This window comes from Bacillus pinisoli, assembly GCF_023036475.1.
Classification (GTDB): Bacteria; Bacillota; Bacilli; order Bacillales; family SA4; genus Bacillus_BS; species Bacillus_BS pinisoli.
This window is the reverse complement of the sequence record NZ_JAJQKI010000004.1, coordinates 209,185-232,279: the sequence shown is the minus strand read 5'-3', so window position 1 is coordinate 232,279 and position 23,095 is coordinate 209,185. Positions and strand designations below refer to the sequence as shown.

25 protein-coding genes and 1 other RNA gene are annotated in these 23,095 nt (G+C 36.1%); 21 read left to right on the top strand and 5 right to left on the bottom strand.

Annotated features, from left to right (window positions below; genetic code table 11):
* Positions 1–127 precede the first annotated feature (127 nt).
* Positions 128–1,258: a phosphatidylglycerol lysyltransferase domain-containing protein gene (locus tag LT143_RS08030; RefSeq protein WP_246942076.1), complete on the top strand. Its 1,131-nt coding sequence runs from the start codon at positions 128–130 to the stop codon at positions 1,256–1,258.
* Between the two features lie 32 nt (positions 1,259–1,290).
* Here LT143_RS08030 and LT143_RS08025 read toward each other — a convergent pair whose 3' ends face one another.
* Positions 1,291–1,587 carry a DUF6509 family protein gene (locus tag LT143_RS08025; RefSeq protein WP_246942074.1) on the bottom strand — a complete coding sequence of 99 codons (297 nt, stop codon included), beginning with the start codon at positions 1,585–1,587 and terminating at the stop codon, positions 1,291–1,293.
* 97 nt (positions 1,588–1,684) lie between these two features.
* Here LT143_RS08025 and LT143_RS08020 point away from each other — a divergent pair, with 97 nt between their 5' ends.
* Complete coding sequence (locus LT143_RS08020; RefSeq protein ID WP_246942072.1) at positions 1,685–1,861, top strand: hypothetical protein; 177 nt, start codon at positions 1,685–1,687, stop codon at positions 1,859–1,861.
* 65 nt (positions 1,862–1,926) lie between these two features.
* On the opposite strand, the gene LT143_RS08015 is transcribed toward LT143_RS08020, so the two are convergent.
* On the bottom strand, positions 1,927–2,550 hold the full coding sequence (locus LT143_RS08015; RefSeq protein WP_246942070.1) for a LysE family transporter: 624 nt from the start codon (positions 2,548–2,550) through the stop codon (positions 1,927–1,929).
* Positions 2,551–2,662: 112 nt separating this feature from the next.
* Between LT143_RS08015 and LT143_RS08010 the strand changes: the two genes are divergently transcribed.
* Positions 2,663–3,313, top strand: a complete 651-nt coding sequence (locus tag LT143_RS08010) for an MOSC domain-containing protein (RefSeq protein ID WP_246942068.1) — start codon at positions 2,663–2,665, stop codon at positions 3,311–3,313.
* 25 nt (positions 3,314–3,338) lie between these two features.
* On the opposite strand, the gene LT143_RS08005 is transcribed toward LT143_RS08010, so the two are convergent.
* Both LT143_RS08005 and LT143_RS08000 read right to left on the bottom strand, forming a co-directional pair.
* The gene (locus LT143_RS08005) at positions 3,339–3,581 is read right to left on the bottom strand and encodes a hypothetical protein (protein ID WP_246942065.1); all 243 of its coding nucleotides are present in this window, start codon (positions 3,579–3,581) and stop codon (positions 3,339–3,341) included.
* 20 nt (positions 3,582–3,601) lie between these two features.
* A complete protein-coding gene (locus LT143_RS08000) occupies positions 3,602–4,123 on the bottom strand; it encodes a CBO0543 family protein (protein ID WP_246942063.1) in 522 nt (173 codons plus the stop codon).
* A 146-nt stretch (positions 4,124–4,269) separates the two neighbouring features.
* Here LT143_RS08000 and LT143_RS07995 point away from each other — a divergent pair, with 146 nt between their 5' ends.
* From LT143_RS07995 to LT143_RS07970, 6 genes are all read left to right on the top strand, one after another.
* Entirely contained in the window at positions 4,270–4,455 is a 186-nt protein-coding gene (locus tag LT143_RS07995; RefSeq protein WP_246942061.1) for a Spo0E family sporulation regulatory protein-aspartic acid phosphatase, read from the top strand.
* A gap of 164 nt (positions 4,456–4,619) precedes the next feature.
* On the top strand, positions 4,620–5,996 hold the full coding sequence (locus LT143_RS07990; RefSeq protein WP_246942058.1) for a spore germination protein: 1,377 nt from the start codon (positions 4,620–4,622) through the stop codon (positions 5,994–5,996).
* A 16-nt stretch (positions 5,997–6,012) separates the two neighbouring features.
* Positions 6,013–7,083, top strand: coding sequence for a GerAB/ArcD/ProY family transporter (locus tag LT143_RS07985; protein WP_246942056.1), 1,071 nt, complete (start codon positions 6,013–6,015; stop codon positions 7,081–7,083).
* Positions 7,076–8,167, top strand: a complete 1,092-nt coding sequence (locus LT143_RS07980; protein WP_246942054.1) for a Ger(x)C family spore germination protein — start codon at positions 7,076–7,078, stop codon at positions 8,165–8,167. Before LT143_RS07985 ends, LT143_RS07980 begins: the two co-directional genes overlap by 8 nt.
* A gap of 247 nt (positions 8,168–8,414) precedes the next feature.
* Positions 8,415–8,780: a Na-translocating system protein MpsC family protein gene (locus tag LT143_RS07975; protein WP_246942052.1), complete on the top strand. Its 366-nt coding sequence runs from the start codon at positions 8,415–8,417 to the stop codon at positions 8,778–8,780.
* 162 nt (positions 8,781–8,942) lie between these two features.
* On the top strand, positions 8,943–9,950 hold the full coding sequence (locus LT143_RS07970; RefSeq protein WP_246942051.1) for a sodium-dependent bicarbonate transport family permease: 1,008 nt from the start codon (positions 8,943–8,945) through the stop codon (positions 9,948–9,950).
* A 63-nt stretch (positions 9,951–10,013) separates the two neighbouring features.
* Here LT143_RS07970 and LT143_RS07965 read toward each other — a convergent pair whose 3' ends face one another.
* On the bottom strand, positions 10,014–10,739 hold the full coding sequence (locus tag LT143_RS07965) for a ZIP family metal transporter (protein WP_246942048.1): 726 nt from the start codon (positions 10,737–10,739) through the stop codon (positions 10,014–10,016).
* Between the two features lie 300 nt (positions 10,740–11,039).
* Here LT143_RS07965 and LT143_RS07960 point away from each other — a divergent pair, with 300 nt between their 5' ends.
* The 12 genes from LT143_RS07960 (at position 11,040) to LT143_RS07905 (ending at position 23,065) form a co-directional block, all read left to right on the top strand.
* Entirely contained in the window at positions 11,040–11,384 is a 345-nt protein-coding gene (locus LT143_RS07960; protein WP_246942046.1) for an ArsR/SmtB family transcription factor, read from the top strand.
* A 16-nt stretch (positions 11,385–11,400) separates the two neighbouring features.
* On the top strand, positions 11,401–12,699 hold the full coding sequence (locus LT143_RS07955; RefSeq protein ID WP_246942044.1) for an arsenic transporter: 1,299 nt from the start codon (positions 11,401–11,403) through the stop codon (positions 12,697–12,699).
* Between the two features lie 74 nt (positions 12,700–12,773).
* Positions 12,774–13,193, top strand: a complete 420-nt coding sequence (gene arsC / locus LT143_RS07950) for an arsenate reductase (thioredoxin) (protein WP_246942042.1) — start codon at positions 12,774–12,776, stop codon at positions 13,191–13,193.
* Between the two features lie 259 nt (positions 13,194–13,452).
* A complete protein-coding gene (locus LT143_RS07945; RefSeq protein WP_246942040.1) occupies positions 13,453–15,708 on the top strand; it encodes a DEAD/DEAH box helicase in 2,256 nt (751 codons plus the stop codon).
* A 33-nt stretch (positions 15,709–15,741) separates the two neighbouring features.
* The gene (locus LT143_RS07940; RefSeq protein WP_246942039.1) at positions 15,742–17,019 is read left to right on the top strand and encodes a ribonuclease H-like domain-containing protein; all 1,278 of its coding nucleotides are present in this window, start codon (positions 15,742–15,744) and stop codon (positions 17,017–17,019) included.
* A 414-nt stretch (positions 17,020–17,433) separates the two neighbouring features.
* Positions 17,434–17,769: a spore coat protein gene (locus LT143_RS07935; protein ID WP_272495729.1), complete on the top strand. Its 336-nt coding sequence runs from the start codon at positions 17,434–17,436 to the stop codon at positions 17,767–17,769.
* Positions 17,770–17,839: 70 nt separating this feature from the next.
* Positions 17,840–18,400 carry an SLOG family protein gene (locus tag LT143_RS07930; protein ID WP_246942037.1) on the top strand — a complete coding sequence of 187 codons (561 nt, stop codon included), beginning with the start codon at positions 17,840–17,842 and terminating at the stop codon, positions 18,398–18,400.
* Between the two features lie 129 nt (positions 18,401–18,529).
* Positions 18,530–18,826 (top strand): cell division regulator GpsB, encoded by a 297-nt coding sequence (gene gpsB, locus LT143_RS07925; protein WP_246942035.1) that lies wholly within the window; start codon positions 18,530–18,532, stop codon positions 18,824–18,826.
* A 94-nt stretch (positions 18,827–18,920) separates the two neighbouring features.
* Positions 18,921–19,311, top strand: an RNA gene (gene rnpB, locus LT143_RS07920) — RNase P RNA component class B.
* Between the two features lie 218 nt (positions 19,312–19,529).
* Complete coding sequence (locus LT143_RS07915) at positions 19,530–20,672, top strand: THUMP domain-containing class I SAM-dependent RNA methyltransferase (protein WP_246942033.1); 1,143 nt, start codon at positions 19,530–19,532, stop codon at positions 20,670–20,672.
* 145 nt (positions 20,673–20,817) lie between these two features.
* Positions 20,818–21,009, top strand: coding sequence for a DUF3921 family protein (locus tag LT143_RS07910; RefSeq protein ID WP_246942483.1), 192 nt, complete (start codon positions 20,818–20,820; stop codon positions 21,007–21,009).
* 121 nt (positions 21,010–21,130) lie between these two features.
* A complete protein-coding gene (locus tag LT143_RS07905; RefSeq protein ID WP_246942031.1) occupies positions 21,131–23,065 on the top strand; it encodes an ATP-dependent DNA helicase in 1,935 nt (644 codons plus the stop codon).
* Positions 23,066–23,095: the final 30 nt, after the last annotated feature.

Sequence of the window (23,095 nt, the reverse complement as noted above, 5' to 3'; positions counted from 1 at the left end):
ATTCAAAGTAATTTATATATCCCCAAGAACCTTAATTTATGTTATCTTTTATTAGGAATGTTATCTTAAAGATAGATACTCATTAATAAGAGGCATAGATTGAAACTCTTTTGTGCAGGAGGGCACCATGAGCACAATATTATATATTTTTATCTTTCTATTCTTACTTCTTTTCGGATACGTGCTGTACTCTTTTTATAAAATGAGAGTAAATAAAAAGATCCTAAACACCTCATGTTTAGTAGAATTATTCAGCTTTATCACCAACCATGGTGGTCACTTTTTATCACACCTTATGTTCTTAAATGATAAATTTGGATATTATGCAGTTAACCGCTCTGTTTACTTTAGCTTTCAAAAAATGGCAGGTAGAATTGTGGTGCTTGGCGATCCAATTGGAGAGCGTAGCTTATATCAAGAAGCAATAAAAGAACTTCAGGACAAATGTAAAGCTAGTTTAATTAAACAGCCTATATTTTACCAAATTTCGTCAAACTATAAAGAAATGTATGAGAAATTACAATATAGAGTGATTAAAATTGGAGAGGAAGCACAGGTATATCTTCCTGATTTTAATTTAGAGGGCAAAAAGAGAGGAAAACTAAGAACCTCACGAAATAAACTGGAGAGGGAAGGCTATTCTGTTCAAATTGTGATGCCACCTCATTCTAATCAAGTGATGAATCAGGTTAAATCTGTTTCAGATGTATGGCTAGGCAATCGTTCTGAAAAAGGGTTTTCAGTTAGTTTTTTTGATTATCAGTATATCTCTAGATTTCCAATAGCTTTAGTAGTAAACAAAGAGCAAGACGTAGTAGCTTTTGCAACCCTCCCAGGTAATCTTAGTCATGATGGTAAATCAACTATACATGTTGATTTAATGCGCTATATACCAACAAGTCCGCCTGGTACAATGGATTATCTATTTACTTCCATACTCTTATGGGGGAAAAACATGGGGTATGACTATTGCAGTCTTGGGATGGCCCCTCTCTCAAACGTTTGTACGGGTGAAAAGCCACGAACAGTATATGAGTGGACAGCTAGTATGATCTATAATCATGGGGAATCAATATACAAATTTAAAGGCCTTAGGGACTTTAAATCAAAATTTGCAACTCACTGGGAGCCACGTTATATTGCATATAAACGTACAACACTTATTGGAGTACTGTTCCGATTAGTGCTCTTAATTCATAATAAGAAGCCAGAAAGAAAAGCTAATCTTGCCTATCATCTTATAAGAAGAGTAAGCTAAAAGGAGAGGACTAGAGCCTCTCCTCTAGCATATTATTCTAGATCCTGTGGAAGATTATTTATACAAAATTGGAGGATAAGTTCCTCTTCATCTTCTTCCAGTTCGAAATCAATATATCGATCTGATACTCTTTCATGAAAGGATGCTTGCGATATCTTCTTCTGATCATTTTCAATCTTAAATATTACTCTGACATATACACCGTTCTCAGTATACAATTCATCTTCTTCATCTACATGTATAAATAGCTTGTACTCATAGATATCTCCTGTAAGGAGTCCAGTCGGGTCATTTAACTTCTCAATCGTATATTCTTCAATCGTAAACATAGTATCACCTTTACAGTTTATAGTTTCTATATTATTATACACTGAAGGAATGATAGAAAATCAATAACTTTTACGCCTTAAAAGGAGTAGGATCAATATGACGGATAAAAAGAAAATTAGCCTTCAAGATGCAATCAAACAGCAACTAGCTAACAAGAAGCAAAACAATGATAACTCAAAGGGCAACAATAATGGTGGCGGTACATCGTCTCCAAAAATGAAGAGCCAACATACGAAGAAGCCTAACAATCAGCGTAGAAAAACGGGTGCATAATAAAAGGGAAGATTTCTTAATGAAATCTTCCTTTTTATTATGAAGTAAACAGCTACGTTGCGTGACTAAAATAATAAATGGAAGGCTTGTAATCCAAAATAAGCTCCAAATCCAATGAGTGATAATCCTGATATGACTGATATGGTTCGAAGTAGCTGTGGAGTTAAAAGTCTTCTGAAACTACTAGCAACCGCTGCCATAGCGAAATCCCATATAAGCAATCCGAGAATGATGGCAAAGCTATATAGCATTAATTGATCTGTAGCGAGTGTGGCAGAAGTTTTAGCCAGAATCGAGCCGTAAATACCAAGCCAGAAAAGGATCGTTAATGGATTAGAAATGGCCATGAAGAACCCGGTGAAAAATGTCTTTATATACGAGTTTGCATTTCCTCGATCATCTGCCTGTAAGTTGACTGCACTTAACACACTTTCAATTCCCGTATAAACTAACACAAAGAAACCAAATAACCATAGGAAGGCCTTAACAAATGGGATTTCTATAAAATGAACCATGCCTAAATAGACTGCACACATATACACAATATCGGCTGCCACAGAGCCTAATCCGATAATCCAAGCATAAAAAAAACCACTTTTTATTCCTCTGTCGAGTTGAGCAGCATTGATTGGTCCTATGGGTGCTGCTAATGATAACCCTAAAAAAATATAACTAATAAATACGCTCACGTCTCAACCACTCCTACTGATGTTGTATAATTTAGATAACCTTGTACCATTTCTATTCAAAACATATAGGTTGTACTACATATTTATTAGACTTTTTATAAGGAGGCTAAAGATGACAGAGTATAGAATCATATCACTAAACATTGGCAAGCCAAAAACGCTCATAGCAGGAGAAAAGGAAATCGTGTCTGGCGTAGGGAAAACAAGTGTAGATCGAGCGTTTCTTACAAAAGATGGATTTCTAGATGATGGGGTTCAACAAACTAAGTATCATGGAGGACCAGATCGAGCTGTACTAGTATATTGTTTTGATCATTATGAGAAGTGGAGGAATGAATTTGGTAAAGATCTAGTACTACCAGGATTTGGAGAGAATATCACGGTTGCTGGGTTATCAGAGGATCTCGTTCACATCGGGGATGTATATCAATTAGGTGATGCTGTCATTGAAATCACACAATCAAGGATACCGTGTGATACCTTATCTAAATATAATAAAGAGCAGACTTTATTAAGTAGATTAGTACAGACAGGTTTTACTGGTTATTTGGCTAGAGTGAGAAAAGAGGGGTGGGTTGAACAAGATTCAACCTTGATTAGGATAAGTAGAAATCCTAATTCCGTCTCCGTCCTTTACTCAAACGAAATCTACTTTCATGATAAACATAATATTGAGGGTATGAAAAAACTCCTCGACATTGAGGAGTTAGCAGCTGCGTGGAAGAAAAAGATAAAAAACAGATATGATAATTTGGTAAGTTAAGAATTACTGTTACCGCCAAAAAAATTCAATCTTCAAGCGCTTGCTGTGCTTCATGCAAGTGCTTGAGTTGTTCTTCTGCTAAATGAAGTCTATGCTGTGATTCTGCATGATCTCTTTCATCAATCTTAGCAATATGTACTTTTTCCTTTGCAACTTGAATGGAGACTACTGATTTTTGACGATCTTCCACTCCCTTACTTGCTTGTGCTTGATAAACGGCTTCTTCTGCTTGATGGACTGCGTCTAACGCTTCTTCAAAACTAGACATATTTTTCACTCCTAAAATTATTATCTTTTTTCAACGGGTATATGAACTGGAACTTTAAAGTACCAGATGAAGAAAATACCAATAGGCACGGATAACAAATAAGCAATCAATGGCCTTTTATAAAACAGTCTTAGCATTGGAAACATAAACGTATCAAATCCAATGGACCACGCTAAGCTCCATCCATACTGGTATTTTATATAACCCGTTTTTGTCATTATCCATTCAATAACGCCATAGATCAAAATCCAATAGACGTAATGTAGTAGGACCTTACCTCGTCCTTTATTCTCTGGATAATTACAAATGAACAATAATGCAGACCCAGGGAAAGTGATAAAAGTATAAAGCATTTCTGTTAAAGTATGATTAGTAATAAGATCAGAATCTAATCTCCAGAGAAAATAGCTTGCTGTTAAGAAGTTATAGGTTAAATTGCCCACAGCAAAGTAAAGCATAACGGTATGATACTTTTGCCAATTACGCCAGTCACCCCATTTCCACACTGCAAAAATAATAAAAAAAGCAATTGCAATATGCATACAACCAACCTTCTCACTAGAGTCTATTCTTGTCTTATTTTGGCTACTTTTAGCGAAAACATTCTATTAAAGTAAAATAATGCTATAATAACCTTTCCAAGATCTAGTAGAAATTCCCTATATATAAGTTTTGAGGAGTCATTGAAATGAGGAAAGAGTTTTTAGCTGAGGCGATTCAAGTGAAAAGAGACGAGATGATTCATATAGGTATTACCAAAGGACTACGTAATGAGGAGACAATCAGATGTAGTCAGGAACTTGATGAATTATTAAACCTTTACTGTCAAATAACTTATAGTTCCTGTGGTGATAATAGGTTAATACAAAATTGATAAAAATGAAATTACATACAGCAAAAACAACTTAGTTTAATTTAGTAGGCTTTATCTTAGATAAAGTCTTTTTGGTGTTTTTATCCAATAAAAGCAGTATATTCCTTTCAAAATCGAACAAGATAAGAATAACGCCTTGTCGAATAAAGGAGCTGCTATTCAAAATGTTTCTACAAAAAAAGTCATCTTTGAGAGATTGGCTGAAAGAGCAGTTGGGATCTTCACAAGACGTTGTTGATCAAGACTTGCTTGCCAATCGTCACAAAGCGCGATTAATTTATATAAAGAGCATCTGCGATGATAAAACGCTACAAAACCTAATCATAATTCCTTTTTTTGAGTTGTCAGAAAATGATTTTATAGATTATCTTTATTCTCTTTCAAATGTAAAAATTAACCCTAGCAAAGAGGATGCCATAAAGAAGATCATGCAAGGTTCAGTTAGCTTGTTCATAAAAAAAACATGCTTTCTAGTAGAGATTCCGAAAGTAATAAATAATACAATTGGCGAAGCCACCGTTGAAACAGTTATTCAAGGTCCGCAAAATGCTTTAACTGAAGATATATCGTCTAATGTCAATTTAGTAAGAAGACGTTATCCTCAGTCTTCCTTAAGAATAGAAGAAATGACAGCCGGATCTGTGTCTCAAACGAGGATTACAATTATGTATGATCAAAAATTTGTAGATGTGAATATCCTCAATGAAGTGAAGCTATCTATTGAAAAGCTAGACGTTCCTTTTATTCAAGCTGCTGGCGAGCTACAACGATTTTTAACAAAAGAGAAACGATCACTATTCCCAACCATGATGATTACTGAAAGGCCGGATCGAATTGCTCTCAACCTATCTCAAGGCAAGGTGGCGATACTTGTCGATGGGACACCGTTTTCATTAATTGTTCCTGCTGTTTTCTATGATTTTATGTCATCAATGGAAGATCTCTATCAATCCTTCTGGATCAGTCGTTTTATTATTTCCTTACGCTATATAGGTTTGATCATTAGTGTGACATTACCTGCTTTTTATGTAGGTATTACGGCATTTAATCCAGAATTATTTCGCGTGCAACTTGCATTGAGTATTGCGGGAAGTCGGGTAGGAGTCCCGTATCCTGCCTTCCTCGAGGTATTTTTAATGCTAGTCATGATGGAGTTGCTAACTGAGGCTAGTGTTCGGCTTCCTAAGTCAATAGGGTCTACAGCGACGACTGTTGGTGGACTAATCCTTGGTCAAGCTGCTGTAGAAGCCGGTCTCGTTTCTAATGTAATGATCATCATAGTAGCAGCTGTTGCTATTTCTAACTTTGTCATCCCTATTAACTCTATGAGTTTTGCGATGCGAGTCGTGAAGTATCTCTTACTTGCAAGTACAACTTTTTTTGGAATGGTAGGGTTAGTATTTAGTATTATTTTGGTGATTGCCTATTTAGCCAACTTAGAAAGCTACGGTAAGCCTTATTTAAAGTTATTCTTCGAATCAAATGACGAAGAATTCAATGCTAATAAAAAGGGCGGAAAAGAGGTTGGGCCTAGTGAATAGGTACTTCTTCTATCTTGTGATTATCAATATGCTCATTAATATTTTTTTATATGTTCCCAATATCTTATTAGAGGAGCGCTTTAACGGTTCTGTTCTAGGAATCGTACTAGGCTGTATAATAGGTACACTATTTTTATATGTTTTTACACTATCTATGAATAAATTTCCTCGTTTAGGCTTGCCAGAGATACTGAATAACATTCCGAAGTGGTTTCGACTTTTCTTTCTTTGCTTTTTTAGCATTATATGGTTTCTAGCAGGCTGTGTTACGTTATTAGCTTTTAATAATGTAACGATTAGATTTGTAAATCCAGATATATCGGGTATTAATATGATTTCTGTCTTTACAATTGCCGTGATATTGATGATAGCAAGATTAAAATCTGACAAAGTCTTATACACAATTGAGATCTTATTTGTAGTTAATAGTCCACTCATATTGATTATTATTTTACAAGCCTATTTTCATGAGTATATAAATTGGAATTCAATTGTTGAGGTTGGTACTCATTTTAAGGCGATGCCTTCATTAAGTGTACTTGCAGCAGCATCCTTTACGTTTTCAGGATATGCTAACATGGTGATCTTTAACAGAGTATTTAAAGAGAAAGTAAGATTAAAATGGTTATGGGTCATACCTATTATTGGTTTTATTAATTTGTGCACAACTTTTTTTATACCTATTGGATTTTGGGGGGCAGATGGGGCAGGGGATCTTACCTTTCCATGGGTTACTACCGCCGACACTTTATTTATCGAATTTGGTCCAATTGAAAGGCTCATTACACTCTTTATTTTGTTATATGTAAGTGTTTCTATCATTAGTGTGGTTGTTCACTGGCATGTAGCTTTCGAGGTGATAAAAAGCATGATTGGAACGGATAACAAAAAAGTAAAGAATCGGTCAATAATACATTTCATGATCCTTGCAGTCTTTGGAGGCATTGTCATTTTTTTAGAGTATCAACTAAGAGAACAGTCCATTTTAGAATTTGGAGAGTACTGGTTAAATGTCCGATTACCAAGTGAAGCTCTATTAGTTTTGCTGTTGCTATTCCTTGCAAGGAGGAAAAAGGCAAATGGGTAAACATTATCTAGTAATCTTTGTAATAAGCTTAACTCTTACATTGTCTGCTTGTGGTTATAAGGATATAGATAAGCGCTTCTTTGTTGTATCAATAGGTGTGGATGAACCAAAGAGTGAGGAAAATAAATATAGGGTATTGCTCAAGATTGCTATTCCTAGTGCAGATATTAAAGCAGGTGACCAAGCTTTTATCATTATTGACCAAGAAAGCGACTCCATTAGTGGAGCTGTTCGGATGGCAAAGTCACAAGTTGACAAAGAGCTAGATTTTAGTCACGCAAAGGTTATTTTATTAGGTGAATCAGTGGCCAAAGAAAATGTTAAGGATGTAATGGATTGGTTCTTAAGAAGGCGAGATATTCAAAAGATATCTTGGGTTGGAATCGGTAAGCCATCCGTTAAGGAAGTGTTACAGTTGAAGCCGAAGTCTGAACGATTGCCTTCTAATGCTTTGTTTTTATCTTTCGGGAATTCAGGAACGGAATCAGCATATATCATAAGCGAGTATTTATTTGACTTTTGGAAGCGATTAAGGGAAAGAGGATTAGATCCGTTACTTCCGATTATTGAGGTCAATAAAAAGGATGATGATGTATTCACAATTAATAAAGCCGCGCTTTTTAATAAAGAAAAAATGGTGCTAACGCTTTCTCCAGAAGAAACAAAAATACTCAATATTCTCTTAAACCATACTAATAAAGTGGAACTAAGTGCCAAGAGAGAAGATGAAGAACAATTTCATATTGCTATTGATGAGGCAAAAACAGATTTTGATATTACTAACCAAGATATAGTAAGGGTTAATGTGAGAATGGAAGGATTAATCGAAGAAGTTCTTTTTGACGGAAACAAAGCTCACTTAGAAAAGAGTAAGGACCTTGCTGAAGAGAAGTTTAAAGAAGATGTACTCAATCTTTTAAAAAAGATGCAGAAGGAACAACTAGATCCACTTGGATTAGGTTTATTGTACCGAGCAAACCATGCTTCTGACGATGAATGGGAAAGGTGGCAAGAAATCTATCCGAGTGTAGAGTATGTGGTAGATGTTGAGGTAGTCGTTAAAGGAACCGGACTTTTAAAATAACTTTGATAGAGCAATATATATTACTCTTGACAACAATTTAAGAAAAAGGTAAATTTAAATAAATTTACTGAGAGATTTTTCAAAATCTTCATATCTCGCTTCGCTTTAGCAGACTGTTAATGAACTTGACAGCATGAAAAAGCTTCAGCCCAATATGAAGAATGTTTAAAGATAAATCGGTATATTCCTCACTTTATTTGCCATTGGGGAATATGCCGTTTTTTTGTACATGGAGGTTGGTACTTAAATGAATAAAACAAAGGGATATATGGAAAGTGAAATTAGTAAAGCCATTACATTGTGGGAAAAGGAATACTTAGGTCGAGGTTCTGTATCCGTTAAAGCTGATATTTTAAGAGATATGATTGTCGTTACGTTGAAAGGTATTTTAACACCAGCTGAATACGCGGTGTGTGAAACGAAGGAAGGAATCTTATCTATTAAAAGAATACGATCTGATCTAGTTGAATCGGGAGTAGATGACCTAAAGGAAATGATACAAAGTATAACAAATGAAAAAGTGAGAAGTTTTTTTACAGATATAAGCACACAATCGGGTGAGCGTATTATGGTGTTTCGATTAGATAACGATTATGAAAGGACTTTTCATTAGTCTTTTTCAAAATTATACAGGGAGAACTTCAAAAAACAAGAAAAGTTAGTTGAAGTTAAACCGACAGTTAACACTTTAGCATGATGTTAAAGTTGTTTAGCTGTCTTTTTTTATTCGATTATTTCCGATTTCTAATTATAGGTATCAAAGGAGAATGTAATTATGCTAGAAATATTGACAAATAATTTATTTTCACCAGTTGTCTTATTTTTTGTATTAGGAGTGATAGCGGCTCTCTTTAAATCTGATTTGAAATTTCCGCAGGCTTTAAGTGATGGCTTAAGCATTTATCTTTTAATAGCTATAGGTTTAAAGGGAGGAATTGAACTTTCACATTACTCTCTACATTCCGTGTTCGTTCCGATTTTGGGTGCAATTTTTCTTGGTATTACTATACCCTGTATCACATTAGTCATTTTAAAAAGGTTGAAAGTAGATTTCCCTAATGCGATTGCGATAGCTGCAACATATGGTTCAATAAGTATTGTAACGTATGGGGCGGGCATTAGTTTTCTTGATCAAGTCGGAACAAGCTATGAAGGGTTTATGAATGCTTTAGTCGTTTTAATGGAAAGTCCTGCAATTTTATTATCGTTATTTTTATTAAAAGCTGCTGAAAAGAGCAAGCAGGTGCCTGCAGTACAAGCACATCAGTTAGGTATACAACCTTCACTTTTTCAATTTGTAGATAAAGAGGTGTTGAGAGAAAGTATCTTCGGGAAAAGTATTTTACTTTTAACAGGGAGTCTATTAATCGGTTTCTTTTTAGGAGAAGAAGCTGTTCCAAAAGTAAAGCCACTATTCTTTGATTTATACAGTAGTATCTTAATCTTATTCCTACTAAATATGGGATTAATAGCAGGGGCAAGACTGCCAGAAGTAAAAAAACATGGAATAGGATTATTGCTATTTGGATTGTTTGCTCCATTATTATACGGTACCATAGGTATTTTGACAGGTGGATTAATCGGGCTATCAATAGGAGGCACTATGCTCCTTGGTGTGTTGGCAGGCAGTGCTTCCTATATTGCTGCACCAGCTGCCTTAAAGACATCCGTACCTGAAGCGAATCCTTCGTTATATCTTGGTTTATCATTAGGAGTTACGTTTCCGTTTAACCTAATTGTGGGGATTCCGGTCTATTATGAGTTGGCAAAATGGGTTCAATAAACTAAGGCTGTTGTCGTAAGATTGAAAAGCAATAAAGTTTTAGAAAAGAACCCAAACTAAAGATTAACGAAAAATATCAGTTAACCAGATCATGGTGATAAAGCCTAAGATGAAAGTAATGGTAGCAGCTCTTTCGTTTCCATCACCATGACTCTCTGGAATGAGTTCCTTATAAACAACAAAAAGCATGGATCCTGCTGCAAATGCAAGGCCGTAGGGCACAATTTGTTCAAACACATCTCCAAAAAGCATTCCAAATACACCTGCAAAAAACTCAAATAAGCCCGTAATACTTGAAAATAAAATAGCTTTAAAACGATTAATACCTTGCGTAATGAGAAATAGCCCGACTAAGAATCCTTCAGGAATATTTTGCAGTCCTATGGCAAAAGCCACCAACGGCCCAACTTCATTTTCACTACTTACGTGACTTATGCCTACTGAAAGACCTTCAGGTAAGTTATGAATAGACATAGCGATTAAAAACAAGAAAACATTTGAACGATTAGTTGAATGTCCAGAAGAGTGGTCTAAATCATGGTGTGGGATAATACTTTCTAAAATTGTTAACACAAAAGTCCCAATTAATATCCCAATAATAAGACTCGTTATATTTGATAGCTTCAGAGCAGAAGGAATCAAACCATATGCTGACGCAGCTACCATAATGCCTGCAGTATAAGCGAGCATGACATCTTTTCCTTTATGAGTCACCTTTTTAATAAATAATATAGGGAGCGCACCAAGGCTTGTACAAAACGAAGAAATGAGAATAGGCAGTATGGTCATTACGTTCCTCCAAGATAATATTTACTAATTTGTATGTAAGAGTTTATAAATAATGTACATCGAGTGAATATATTTTTTAGGTTTTAGGGATTGGAACTAATCAAGTAGGAAATACTAAAAATCCCTCAAGAATCATACATCATGAATATAGCCATGTCTTTAGATAAAGACGTGGCTATTATTTTTAAAAAATTTTGTTGAAATTAGATATTATTCCTCTCGTTTGAGAAAAGAAATTGTTGAAAAGTATATATAAGTAAATTATTATATGTTTATACATTTATGGTTAGGAGGTACATGATGAAAGATTTTTCTCTTGATCTAGAACAAGCTGCGGTTATTTTAAAACTACTTGGTGATAAGACGCGTCTAACGATGGTAAAACTATTAGAATCAAACGACTGCTGTGTATGCGAGTTCGTAGAGATTTTTAAGGCTAGCCAACCAGCCATTAGTCAACATATTCGGAAACTAAAAGATGCGGGGATTGTGCGTGAAACAAGAAGAGGACAGTGGATTATCTATTCATTAAATAAAGAAAGCGCCTATTATCCTCTTGTTCAAAGTCTCCTTCATTTTCTTCCTAGTCAAAATGAGAAATTGCAAGAATTAGAGAAGCAGGGATTACGTATTACGTGTGAGTAACTGGGAGGGTCAACTGTTGATATCAGTAATAGTAGCTTCATTTATTTTTTTACTAACGTTAATATTTGTGATTTGGCAGCCTAAAGGGTTGTCCATAGGATGGTCAGCTTGTGGAGGGGCCATTTTAGCCTTATTAACAGGTGTTGTCGATTTCCAGGATGTTATAAGTGTAACTTCAATTGTCTGGAATGCAACTTTAACTTTTATAGCGATTATTATTATTTCTTTAATACTCGATGAAATTGGTTTTTTTGAGTGGTCGGCTCTACATATGGCAAGAGCTGCTAATGGAAACGGTGTTCGAATGTTTGCGTATGTAGTCATATTAGGTGCACTTGTAGCAGCTTTATTCGCCAATGATGGCGCAGCTCTCATTTTAACTCCAATTGTGTTGGCGATGGTACGAAACCTAAAATTTGAAGAAAAAATGGTCTTTCCATTTATTATGGCAAGCGGGTTCATTGCAGACACTACGTCACTGCCTTTAGTTGTCAGTAACTTAGTAAATATTGTCTCAGCAGACTTTTTTGAGATCGGTTTTATTGAATATGCTTCCCGTATGATCATTCCAAACTTCTTCTCACTAGTTGCTAGCTTATTGGTCCTATACTTATATTTTAGAAAGGATCTTCCAAAGCAGTATGATTTGGTACACTTAAAAAAACCAGTTGATGCGATTAGAGATGCCAAAATGTTTCGATTATCTTGGTTTGTGCTAGGAATCTTATTAATCGGATACTTTATTAGTGAGTTCATCCGTGTACCTGTGTCAATTATTGCTGGTTTAGTGACTATTTTCTTTCTACTAATGGCAAGAAAGAGCCAAGCTGTTGATACAAAAACCGTTGTAAAAGGGGCTCCTTGGGCTATAGTGTTTTTTTCTATCGGTATGTATGTAGTCGTGTATGGTCTTAGAAATGTAGGATTAACCGATGTATTAGCCGAGCTAATTCAAGCAACGGCTGATCAGGGGTTATTTGTTGCTACTATTGGTATGGGCTTTATTGCAGCCATTTTATCTTCGGTGATGAACAACATGCCTACTGTCATGATTGATGCCTTAGCAATTGCGGACACAAATACAAGTGGGGTGGTTCGTGAGGCACTTATTTATGCGAACGTCATAGGATCTGATCTAGGTCCTAAAATTACTCCTATTGGTTCACTTGCGACATTATTATGGCTTCATGTTTTATCCTTAAAGGGTGTAAAAATTACATGGGGTAGTTATTTTAAGGTTGGCTTAATCTTAACAATTCCAACCTTGTTAATTACACTGGTAGGTCTTTATATTTGGTTAATTATCATCTATTAAAATGGTTCTTACTTCTTAAAAACAAAATTGGGAGAACCTATTATAACAACTCAACTTAAAAGGAGAAATGCAAGATGTCAAAGAAAACAATTTACTTTTTATGTACTGGAAACTCATGCCGCAGTCAAATGGCAGAAGGATGGGCAAAAAAACATCTTGGTGATCAGTGGGACGTAAAAAGTGCAGGACTTGAGGCTCATGGATTAAACCCAAATGCTGTTAAATCAATGAATGAAGTAGGTATTGATATATCAAACCAAACCTCAGACACAATTGCCCCTGAAATATTAGATCGTGCAGATTTAGTCGTTACTTTATGTGGACATGCTGCAGATCACTGCCCAGTAACACCACCTCATGTGACACGTGTTCACTGGGGGTTTGATGACCCTGCTAAAGCAGAAGGAACAGAAGAAGAGAAATGGGCTTTCTTCCAACGAGTTCGTGATGAAATTGGTGAGCGAATTCAACATTTTGCAAAGACAGGAGAGTAATTTACTTCTGTTAACTTTTTGGACGCATGTTTCTGAAGTTGAATTCAGTTAACGTTTAGTAAAGTGAAAAATAAGAATTATAAAACCCGAACAATCAGGTGCCTTTCACCTAATTGTTCGGGTCTTTATTTTTTTGCTTATCATGACACATATATACAAAATAAAACCAGTTAAAACAATGACTTAATACAAATCATTGTTTTTTAGTTTACGAATCGAACGTTTATTCGTTAAAATAAAGCTAACTGAGGTGAAATACATGAAACGATTTGCTAAACAAAATATGCAAGATTTAATAATAGAACTGAAGAAAAATAAACAAATTGTACACTGGCATACAATTGAGGCAAAACAGGCTAAAACGGCTCCAATTCCTTCTAGTGTAGACTTAAAATTAGTACAGGCTTTAAAAAACAGAGGGATTCAAGAGTTATATACCCATCAAGTTGAAGCCTATGAAACCATTCAAAATGGAAAAAACTTTGTTGCCGTTACTCCGACTGCCTCTGGGAAAACACTTTGTTATAATCTTCCAGTTTTGCAAACTGTTCTAAAAAATAAAGATGCACGAGCACTATACTTATTTCCTACAAAAGCACTAGCCCAAGACCAAAAAAGTGAACTAAATGAATTAATAGAAGAAATAGGGGCTTCCATTAATAGTTATACGTATGATGGAGACACGGCGGCATCTATTAGACAAAAAGTTAGAAAAGCAGGTCATATTGTCATAACCAACCCAGATATGCTCCACTCTGCGATTCTACCTCATCATACAAAATGGGTATCTTTATTTGAAAATCTGAAATATATCGTAATTGATGAACTCCACATCTATCGTGGGGTATTCGGGAGTCATGTTTCAAATGTAATTCGCCGTTTACTTAGAATCTGTCAATTTTATGGGAGCAATCCACAATTTATTTGTACATCAGCTACAATTTCTAACCCGAAAGAATTAGCAGAGCAGCTGACAGGCAGACAAATGGAGCTTATCTCTAACAACGGTGCACCTTCTGGAAGGAAGCATTTTGCTTTTTACAATCCTCCCGTCGTGAATAAACCGCTTAATATAAGAAAAAGTGCAACATTAGAAGTAAGAGATTTAGCTGGAGAATTCTTAAAGAATAAAATCCAAACCATTGTTTTTGCAAGGAGCCGTGTTCGAGTAGAGATCATCTTAACGTACCTTCAAGAGCTTGTTAAAAATGAGCTAGGGCCTAAGTCAATACGAGGATATCGAGGTGGGTATCTTCCGGTACAAAGACGAGAAATTGAGCGTGGACTTAGGAAGGGCGAGATTTACGGGGTTGTTAGTACAAATGCTCTAGAATTAGGCGTAGATATTGGCCAACTTCAAGTGTGCATAATGACAGGTTATCCTGGAACGATTGCGAGTGCTTGGCAACAGGCTGGACGAGCAGGAAGAAGGCAAGGGGAAGCACTAATTATCATGGTAGGTAGTTCAAATCCTTTGGATCAGTATATCATTCAGCATCCAGAATACTTCTTTGAACAAAACCCTGAAACCGCAAGAATAAATCCTGATAATCTAGTTATCCTATTAGACCATATTAAGTGTGCGGCCTATGAACTCCCTTTTAAAGAAGATGATACATTTGGTGGAGTTGAAATTGAGGATATATTAGAATTTTTAGCGGATGAAAAAGTCCTTCACCACCGTGGAAATAAATGGTTTTGGATGAATGATTCGTTTCCTGCTCACAACATAAGTCTACGTTCAGCTTCACAAGAGAATATCGTTATTATTGATCAGACTATGACAGGTAATGTAAAAGTCATTGGAGAGATGGATCGATTTAGTGCGATGACCCTATTACATGACGAAGCCATCTACTTACACCAAGGAACTCAGTATCAAGTTGAGAAGCTAGATTGGGAGGAGAAAAAGGCGTTTGTACGAGAAGTAGAGGTCGATTATTTTACAGATGCTAATTTGGCAGTTCAGCTAAAAGTGTTAGAAGTAGATAAAGAAAGAGCAAATGACAAAGTAAATCTTGGGTACGGAGATGTAATGGTAACGGCCATGGCAACAATCTTTAAAAAAATAAAATTTGAAACGCATGATAACATTGGCTCAGGACCTATCCATCTTCCAGAGGAAGAGCTCCATACAAATGCTGCTTGGTTTACGTTTAATAAAGAAGACGAAATGAGCGAAAAAAAATTAGAGCAAGGCCTACTAGGTGTAGCTCATGCTATAAAGCATATTGTACCACTCATCGTAATGTGTGACCCTGGCGATGTTCATATCGTTCCTCAGGTGAAATCTACTCATTCGGGGGAACCAACCATTTATCTTTATGACCGATACCCAGGAGGTATTGGTTTGAGTGAAAAACTCTTTGATAAAATGGAACATATTTTAGTTGAAGCAGCAAAATCCATTCAGGACTGTCTATGCGAAAGTGGCTGTCCATCTTGTGTAGGGCTAGATGCCTATGATACAAATACGAAAAAAGCCTCCTTACAATTACTCAATCAGTTTATCTAAACAAATGTTCTTCTTAGGAAATGAGGTGAAAAAATGTCATTAAAACAGAAACTTAACCGGATGAAAAAACACTTAGGATCAGAGAGTAACGAAAATGTGACAGAAAAACCAGAAGGCGTAAAACTCCAATCAGAGCGCTCATCGGATAAGGTAGATATACCTTTTTTGGAAGAATGGACTGCATTTGATGCAAAACCTTATTTCTTTGACGGTGAGTATATCTTTATTCGTGAGAAGATTTTTTCTTTATCTACTAATCATGGCTTATATCCACTTGGTGATTTACAAAAGGTTGTAATGGGTTGGAATCAATCATCCTTTGAACACCCACTTTCAGTCGCAGGCTTTGAAAGTAAGGATTTATTCTTCTTTGACACAGAAACAACAGGGCTTGGCGGGGGAACAGGAAATACTATTTTTCTTCTTGGGTACGCGAGAGTATTTAACGATAAGGTCATTCTGAGACAATTATTCTTACCTAGTCCTGCTTCTGAAGTAGCTTTATATCATTATTTCTTACAAGAAGTAGATTACACGACGCTCGTCACTTATAATGGCAAGGCATTTGACTGGCCACAAGTCAAAACAAGACATACCATGATTCGAGATGAGGTACCAAAGCTTCCTAAATTCGGACATTTCGACTTACTGCATGCAAGTCGAAGATTGTGGAAGAAGGAGTACGATTCACTAAAGCTGAGCCTAGTAGAGAAGCAAATCTTAAACATAACAAGGGATGGAGATATTCCTGGATATATGGCCCCTATGATTTATTTTCATTACTTAGAGGACCAAAATCCAGAAGGTGTGTTTGGAATTATGAAGCATAATGAGACTGACATTTTAACACTTATTACATTGTTTACTCACATTTCAAACAAGCTCCTTAAAGCGGAACAAGGAAGTCAGACAGAACAATTCGAAGTAGCTAGATGGTATGCTTCTGTTGGTGAAAAAGATGCTGCAACCAAGCAATACGAGCAAATACTTCATAAAAAAGGAACCTATAGCTGGGCTGCGAAGAAAGCACTTGCCGAGTTTTATAAGAAAGAAAAAAAACTAAAGGAAGCCATAAAACTCTGGCTGGAATTGCAAGATGATGAACAACTTCCATTAGATGAGAGAATCCATGCAGCAATTGAACTGGCGAAGTATTATGAGCATAAAGAGAAAGTGATTGGGAAGGCACTTACATTCACAAAGCAAGCATTATCTTGGGCTAATCAACTTGCTTACTATAAAGAAGATCTAATTCGCAAGAGACTGAATCGATTAGAAATAAAAAATATAAAGTATACAGATATTTCCTAGGCAAGCGCATGTTTCCTGATAATTCGTCAAAATGTGATGTCGAAATAGACTGGTGGATTCAATTATAATGTCATTGTGCTGAGAAAAAGAAAAAGAGTCTTCTATAATTTACAAGTTGAATTTTCCGAAAACAAATTTTAAAATGAACACTTGTAAAATTAGTTTAGGGAGAGTTCAGTTGTGCCAATAACTTTATTAATTCTCTTTTTCTTTATGATCTGCTTAACCATTTTCTTATTCACTGAATTTAAAAGCAGTTTTTACTTGCTTTTTGGATAGAAAAATTAGTATAGGCAAACGTGGACTTTAGGTAAACAAACTAAAATTAGGTGTTTTCATCAGTACATGTACCCTCTCTTTCTCATAGGCTGTTAGTGTAATAACACAAAAGAGAAATTGAAGGGAGAAATTAGCATGCATCATCATTGTCATCCAAAAGTTTTAGCGCCAATCGTTTATCCTACGAAGTGCTGTGTTCAAAATTTTCACGATACAACAATCGTTCCACATATTCACCCAAGTCATACAACGAATGTTAATCACCACTTATATCAACACAATCACTATTTCCCACACACTGAATCTGTCGTAAATGAAGTGGCAAATCAACACTTTGTATGCCCAGGTGATTATCCAGGTCCCGTTCCAGGTCCAGGAATGATGGCACCAGGAATGGCTCCTACAGCACCAACTCCAGGAGTAGCTCCAACACCAGGTTTTCAAGGTAACAACAACATGTTATTAGGATAATTAACGTATGATACTAAACAAGGACCGACCTAAGGTCGGTTCTTGTTTCATTTATTGAAAGGTGATATAGATGCTAAAAGTGTTAGCAGTTACAGGGTATAAGTCTTTTGAGTTAGGTATTTTTCAAAAAGAACATAAAGGTATTCATTACATAAAAAAAGCGATACGCAAGCGTTTAATTCCTTTAATTGAAGAAGGATTGGAATGGGTTATAATTAGTGGTCAATTAGGAACAGAGTTATGGGCAGCAGAAGTAGTTATAGAACTAAAAAAAGAATATCCTGTTCAGTTGGGAATCCTAACTCCACATTTACAACAAGAAGAGAAATGGAATGAAGGTAATAAAGAACAGTACGAATGGATCCTTTCACGAGCTGATTTTATAGACAGTATTACGAAAAGACCTTACGAAAATCCTGGCCAATTAAAAGTGAAAAACCAATATATTGTTCAAAAAACAGATGGGTTATTAGCCTTCTATGATGATGAAAAAAAGGGGAGCCCTTTTTTTATGGTACAAGAGGCACAGAAAAAAATGAATCTTCAGGACTACCATATCTTTTTCATTACACCATATGATATTGAGGAGATTGTGAATGAAGAGCAGTTTAATGATCCTTCTAACTGGTAAGAGGTACAAGGGGTAGGAAATTAGAAAAGTGGAATATAGCAACTTGATGTGAAAAGATAAAATTGACAATTACCTGTTTTTTTGGAAAAATAATAAAGATGAATGGTAAAGGGTATTGAGGTGAATAATATGCTATCAGATAAAGTAAAGCTAACCGCAAAGGATATTTTAGAAAAAGAATTTAAAACTTCTTTTAGAGGGTACAGTCAAGAAGAAGTAGATAAGTTTTTAGACTATGTGATTAAAGACTATGAAGCATTTCATCAGGAAATTGAAGAGCTTCAACAAGAAAATTTACGCTTAAAGCGCCAAGCAGATGAAGTGTCAAAGAGACCTTCACAACCAGCAGGGAATACAAATTTTGATATTTTAAAGCGTTTATCTAACCTAGAGAAACATGTATTTGGAAGTAAGTTGTTTGAATAACAATTAAAATATGGAGTGTTCCTGGAAGAACTTCCATGAATTATCATTGCGAAAAGAAGAAGGATGTAATATACTAAATCTTGCTTGATCAATAGCGTTTGGGTAATCGCTGCATGCATGTCATGTAGAGGAAAGTCCATGCTCGCACAGGCTGCGATGCCTGTAGTGTTCGTGCCTAGTTAATTCATAAGCTAGGGCAGTCAAGGAATTGGCTGACGGCAGGGAAAAGACCTAAGTCCTCTGGATATGGTCTGACTACCTTGAAAGTGCCACAGTGACGAAGTCCAACTAGAAATGGTTGGAGTGGAACGAGGTAAACCCCACGAGCGAGAAACCCAAATTATGGTAGGGGCGCGTTCTCTAAGGAACTTGAACGATGAGAACGACAGATGATGATTCATCTGTAGATAGATGATTACCACCTGAGTACGAGACGCTTGAGTCAGTCGCTTGGAGTACGATGGTACAAAACATGGCTTACAAAACGCTATTGATGGACTTCAACCCTTTTAAATGATAGCTCTCCACTCGAGGAGAGCTTTTTCCATTTATGAAGGCCTCTTTTGAATACCACTCTATACATATAAACATGTATAGAAGTATGTATATAAACTGTTAATATGCATCAAGCTGTATGTAACATAAGTAATTAAATAGACCATTACATAGAAGAAAATCGTATTGAATGAAAGAAGGAGCGTTTATGGGAAAAGTGACCTTAATTGCCACCGCTGCAATGGGGATTGAAGCAATAGTGGCAGATGAAGTAAGAAGCCTAGGGTATGAGAACTGTATTGTTGAAAACGGAAAAGTTATTTTTGAAGCAGATGAAAAAGCAATCTGCCGAGCCAATTTATGGTTACGAACAGCTGATCGAGTGAAGCTTAAGGTAGGGGAGTTTAAGGCAACGACCTTTGATGAGTTATTTGAGAAGACAAAAAAACTAAATTGGGCGCAGTATATCCCAGTGGATGCTGAATTTCCTGTTATAGGAAAATCGGTTAAATCAAAGCTTTTTAGTGTGTCGGACTGTCAAAGTATTGTGAAACGAGCTGTGGTAGAAAGCTTAAAACACACATACAAGCAAACGACTTGGTTTGAAGAAAAAGGCCCTCTGTACCGGATAGAAGTAGCTCTATTAAAGGATATTGTGACATTAACTATAGATACAAGCGGTGTCGGCTTACATAAAAGAGGCTATCGTGTTGATCAGGGAGAAGCGCCATTAAAGGAAACGTTAGCTGCTACACTAGTGAAATTAACAAATTGGACACCTGACAAGCCTTTTATCGACCCTTTCTGTGGTTCGGGTACGATACCAATTGAAGCGGCCTTAATTGGACAAAACATTGCACCAGGCTTTAATCGTGACTTCGCTTCAGAGAATTGGCACTGGATAGGTCAATCTCTATGGGATGAAGCTAGAGAAGAGGCAGAAGACCTTGCTAAATATGATCAGCCTCTAAACATAATGGGCTCTGATGTAGATCATCGCATGGTGAATATGGCAAAGGAAAATGCTATCGAGGCAGGATTAGGGGATTTAATTTCCTTTAAACAAATGCAAGTAAAGGATATTACCTCAAGAGATGAGTATGGTGTCATTGTAGGAAACCCACCATACGGCGAGCGTCTAGGCGAAAAGAAGGCAGTTGAAGAGATGTACAAGGACATGGGAAAGGCATTTGAAAAGCTTCCTACCTGGTCTGTGTATATGCTTACTTCACATCCTGAGTTTGAAAAGTTATATGGGAAACAAGCAACCAAAAAAAGAAAGCTGTTTAATGGTTTTATAAGAACAGACTACTATCAATTTTGGGGACCAAGACCACCAAGAAATAGTTAGAACTGTTCCAAGGACGAGGGTGGTTATTACTTGACCATTCTCGTGGTTCTATCCTATATTGTTAGATGTAATAATGCCTCATGTATAGCATTTTTTTCGAGCGCATATACTGTTAAATATTGTGATTTTAACAGGAGTGAAAATTATGTTATATGAACAATTAGATTTCAGAAAGATTACTAAGGCAATTGAGGATTCATATCAGTTGGTAGAGGAGAATCTAGATTCTATATCAACAATTAATCATGCCTTATCAGAAGCGCAAAACAATGTATTGGACGCTTTATCGTATGCAACTGCTGTAGATAAAAAGTATTTAAAATATACAAACAGCTAGATGGTTTTCCCTAGGGAAAACTTTTATTATTTATATGAATGGAAGTAAAAGAGGATTTATAAAGCAAACATAGAATAGTAGTATGTTGAGTTTATAGGTGCGACGGCTGGAGGTTTATAGATTGATGATGGGACAAAAACTCCCTTTTGAGGTAGGGAAACAAGATAACTTTTACACAAAGCTAAACGAATGGATTGGGGATGTTTTTTACGACATCTTACCTGATGCAGGATTTGAGCTAAGAGACGAACAAATTTTTATGGCATTTCAGTTGGAAAAATCGTTCCGAGACAAAAACGTGATTTTTGCTGAGGCAGGAGTAGGGACAGGGAAGACGATAGTTTATTTGCTTTATGCTGTTTGCTATGCAAGATTTACGGGTAAGCCTGCTATTATCGCTTGTGCGGATGAAACATTAATAGAGCAGCTTGTCAAAAAAGAAGGAGATATTGCAAAGATTGCTCAACATTTAAATATTCAGATCGATGCTAGACTTGCTAAATCACAGGATCAATATCTCTGCTTAAACAAACTAGATGAAAGGATGTCAACAGGTGCTTCTGAAAAGGAAGAAGACCTATTTGATGAACTTCCAGGTTTTGTACATGATCATAGTGGGCTACAGAAGTTTCACCATTACGGCGATCGTAAAGATTATGGTCATTTTTCTGACGAAGAATGGACAAACATAGCCTGGGATCCTTTCCAGGATTGTTTTGCTTGCTCAAAGAGGCATCGTTGTGGACAAACTCTATCAAGAGATCACTACCGAAAAGCGACAGATATTATTATTTGCTCACATGACTTTTATATGGAGCATATTTGGACAGCAGAATCGAGAAGAAGAGAAGGGCAGCTTCCATTACTGCCTGAAGCAAGCTGTGTCGTATTCGATGAAGGTCATTTAGTAGAATTTGCAGCCCAAAAAGCGTTAACATTCCGAGTCAAGGAGCGTACGTTAGAGGAATTACTAACACGTCTACTAGGAAATGATTTGCGTGAGGAATTTGCTTATCTAGTTGAACAAGCTCTTGTAGATAACGAAGAATTTTTCCAAGAATTAAAGGTACATAGTACACCTGTTAAAGGTTCTAATCGATTAGAGATTACTTTTCCAAAATCTCTATTAAAAGCTGCTGAAACGTTGTATAAAAGGATAGTAGATATTGGGGAAGCACTCGTGTTTGAAGGAGAGCTTCATACAATTAACCATTATGATTTGAACATTGTAGAAGAGCATCTAGATCAACTAGAACACTCGCTTCAATTGTTTCAAAAGACAGATGAGGTAATATCCTGGGTAGAGCCAGACCATGAAAGTTTTCATTTAGTCATTATGCCAAGAACGGTTCAAGAGGTACTAAGTGAACAAGTATTCTCACAAAAAATTCCGTTTATCTTCTCATCTGCTACACTTTCACAAAATGGAGAGTTTGATTATATTGCCACGAGCTTAGGAATAAAGAAATATGCTTCTTTTGAAGTGGAATCACCATTTGATTATGATGAGAAAATGAAAATATACATTAAAAAGTTAGAAGAAGAGAATTTATTTAATCAAAAGCTTGATGTCGCGAAAAAACAAATCGATGTGACAAAAGGTAGAGCACTTCTTCTATTTAATTCAAAAGAAGAGTTAGAGCAATTTAAACGAGCTGTCAAAAATGAGGAAGAGTATACTTATCTCTTTGAAGGTGACCGAGAAATAAGTGAGTTGGTTTCTACTTTCCAAAATGAAGAAGAATCTATTCTTTGTGCGGTTCACCTATGGGAAGGGTTGGATATCCCTGGGCCATCTCTATCGAATGTGATCATATGGTCATTACCGTTTCCTCCACAAGATCCGGTGTTTCAGTCAAAGAAGAAGACAGCTAAGGACTATCAAAAGGAAATCGAAATTCCATATATGCTGTTACGTTTGAGACAAGGTATAGGAAGATTAATTCGGACACAAGAGGATGAAGGTATGATTACGATTTTGATGTCAGACAAGACTGATTCAGAAATCGTTAGTGAGGTTCTTCATGTTTGTCCGACAAAACCTGTCATCATGTAAGAGGATTTTTAGTAAAGATGGAGAAATAGT

Bases quoted from the DNA above. Each gene is read 5' to 3' on its own strand.
- LT143_RS08030 (WP_246942076.1), top strand. From the start codon at position 128: ATGAGCACAATATTATATATTTTTATCTTTCTATTCTTACTTCTTTTC.
- LT143_RS08025 (WP_246942074.1), bottom strand. From the start codon at position 1,587: ATGTTTACGATTGAAGAATATACGATTGAGAAGTTAAATGACCCGACT.
- LT143_RS08020 (WP_246942072.1), top strand. From the start codon at position 1,685: ATGACGGATAAAAAGAAAATTAGCCTTCAAGATGCAATCAAACAGCAA.
- LT143_RS08010 (WP_246942068.1), top strand. From the start codon at position 2,663: ATGACAGAGTATAGAATCATATCACTAAACATTGGCAAGCCAAAAACG.
- LT143_RS08005 (WP_246942065.1), bottom strand. From the start codon at position 3,581: ATGTCTAGTTTTGAAGAAGCGTTAGACGCAGTCCATCAAGCAGAAGAA.
- LT143_RS08000 (WP_246942063.1), bottom strand. From the start codon at position 4,123: ATGCATATTGCAATTGCTTTTTTTATTATTTTTGCAGTGTGGAAATGG.
- LT143_RS07995 (WP_246942061.1), top strand. From the start codon at position 4,270: ATGAGGAAAGAGTTTTTAGCTGAGGCGATTCAAGTGAAAAGAGACGAG.
- LT143_RS07990 (WP_246942058.1), top strand. From the start codon at position 4,620: ATGTTTCTACAAAAAAAGTCATCTTTGAGAGATTGGCTGAAAGAGCAG.
- LT143_RS07980 (WP_246942054.1), top strand. From the start codon at position 7,076: ATGGGTAAACATTATCTAGTAATCTTTGTAATAAGCTTAACTCTTACA.
- LT143_RS07975 (WP_246942052.1), top strand. From the start codon at position 8,415: ATGAATAAAACAAAGGGATATATGGAAAGTGAAATTAGTAAAGCCATT.
- LT143_RS07970 (WP_246942051.1), top strand. From the start codon at position 8,943: ATGCTAGAAATATTGACAAATAATTTATTTTCACCAGTTGTCTTATTT.
- LT143_RS07965 (WP_246942048.1), bottom strand. From the start codon at position 10,739: ATGACCATACTGCCTATTCTCATTTCTTCGTTTTGTACAAGCCTTGGT.
- LT143_RS07960 (WP_246942046.1), top strand. From the start codon at position 11,040: ATGAAAGATTTTTCTCTTGATCTAGAACAAGCTGCGGTTATTTTAAAA.
- arsC (WP_246942042.1), top strand. From the start codon at position 12,774: ATGTCAAAGAAAACAATTTACTTTTTATGTACTGGAAACTCATGCCGC.
- LT143_RS07945 (WP_246942040.1), top strand. From the start codon at position 13,453: ATGAAACGATTTGCTAAACAAAATATGCAAGATTTAATAATAGAACTG.
- LT143_RS07940 (WP_246942039.1), top strand. From the start codon at position 15,742: ATGTCATTAAAACAGAAACTTAACCGGATGAAAAAACACTTAGGATCA.
- LT143_RS07935 (WP_272495729.1), top strand. From the start codon at position 17,434: ATGCATCATCATTGTCATCCAAAAGTTTTAGCGCCAATCGTTTATCCT.
- LT143_RS07930 (WP_246942037.1), top strand. From the start codon at position 17,840: ATGCTAAAAGTGTTAGCAGTTACAGGGTATAAGTCTTTTGAGTTAGGT.
- gpsB (WP_246942035.1), top strand. From the start codon at position 18,530: ATGCTATCAGATAAAGTAAAGCTAACCGCAAAGGATATTTTAGAAAAA.
- LT143_RS07915 (WP_246942033.1), top strand. From the start codon at position 19,530: ATGGGAAAAGTGACCTTAATTGCCACCGCTGCAATGGGGATTGAAGCA.
- LT143_RS07910 (WP_246942483.1), top strand. From the start codon at position 20,818: ATGTTATATGAACAATTAGATTTCAGAAAGATTACTAAGGCAATTGAG.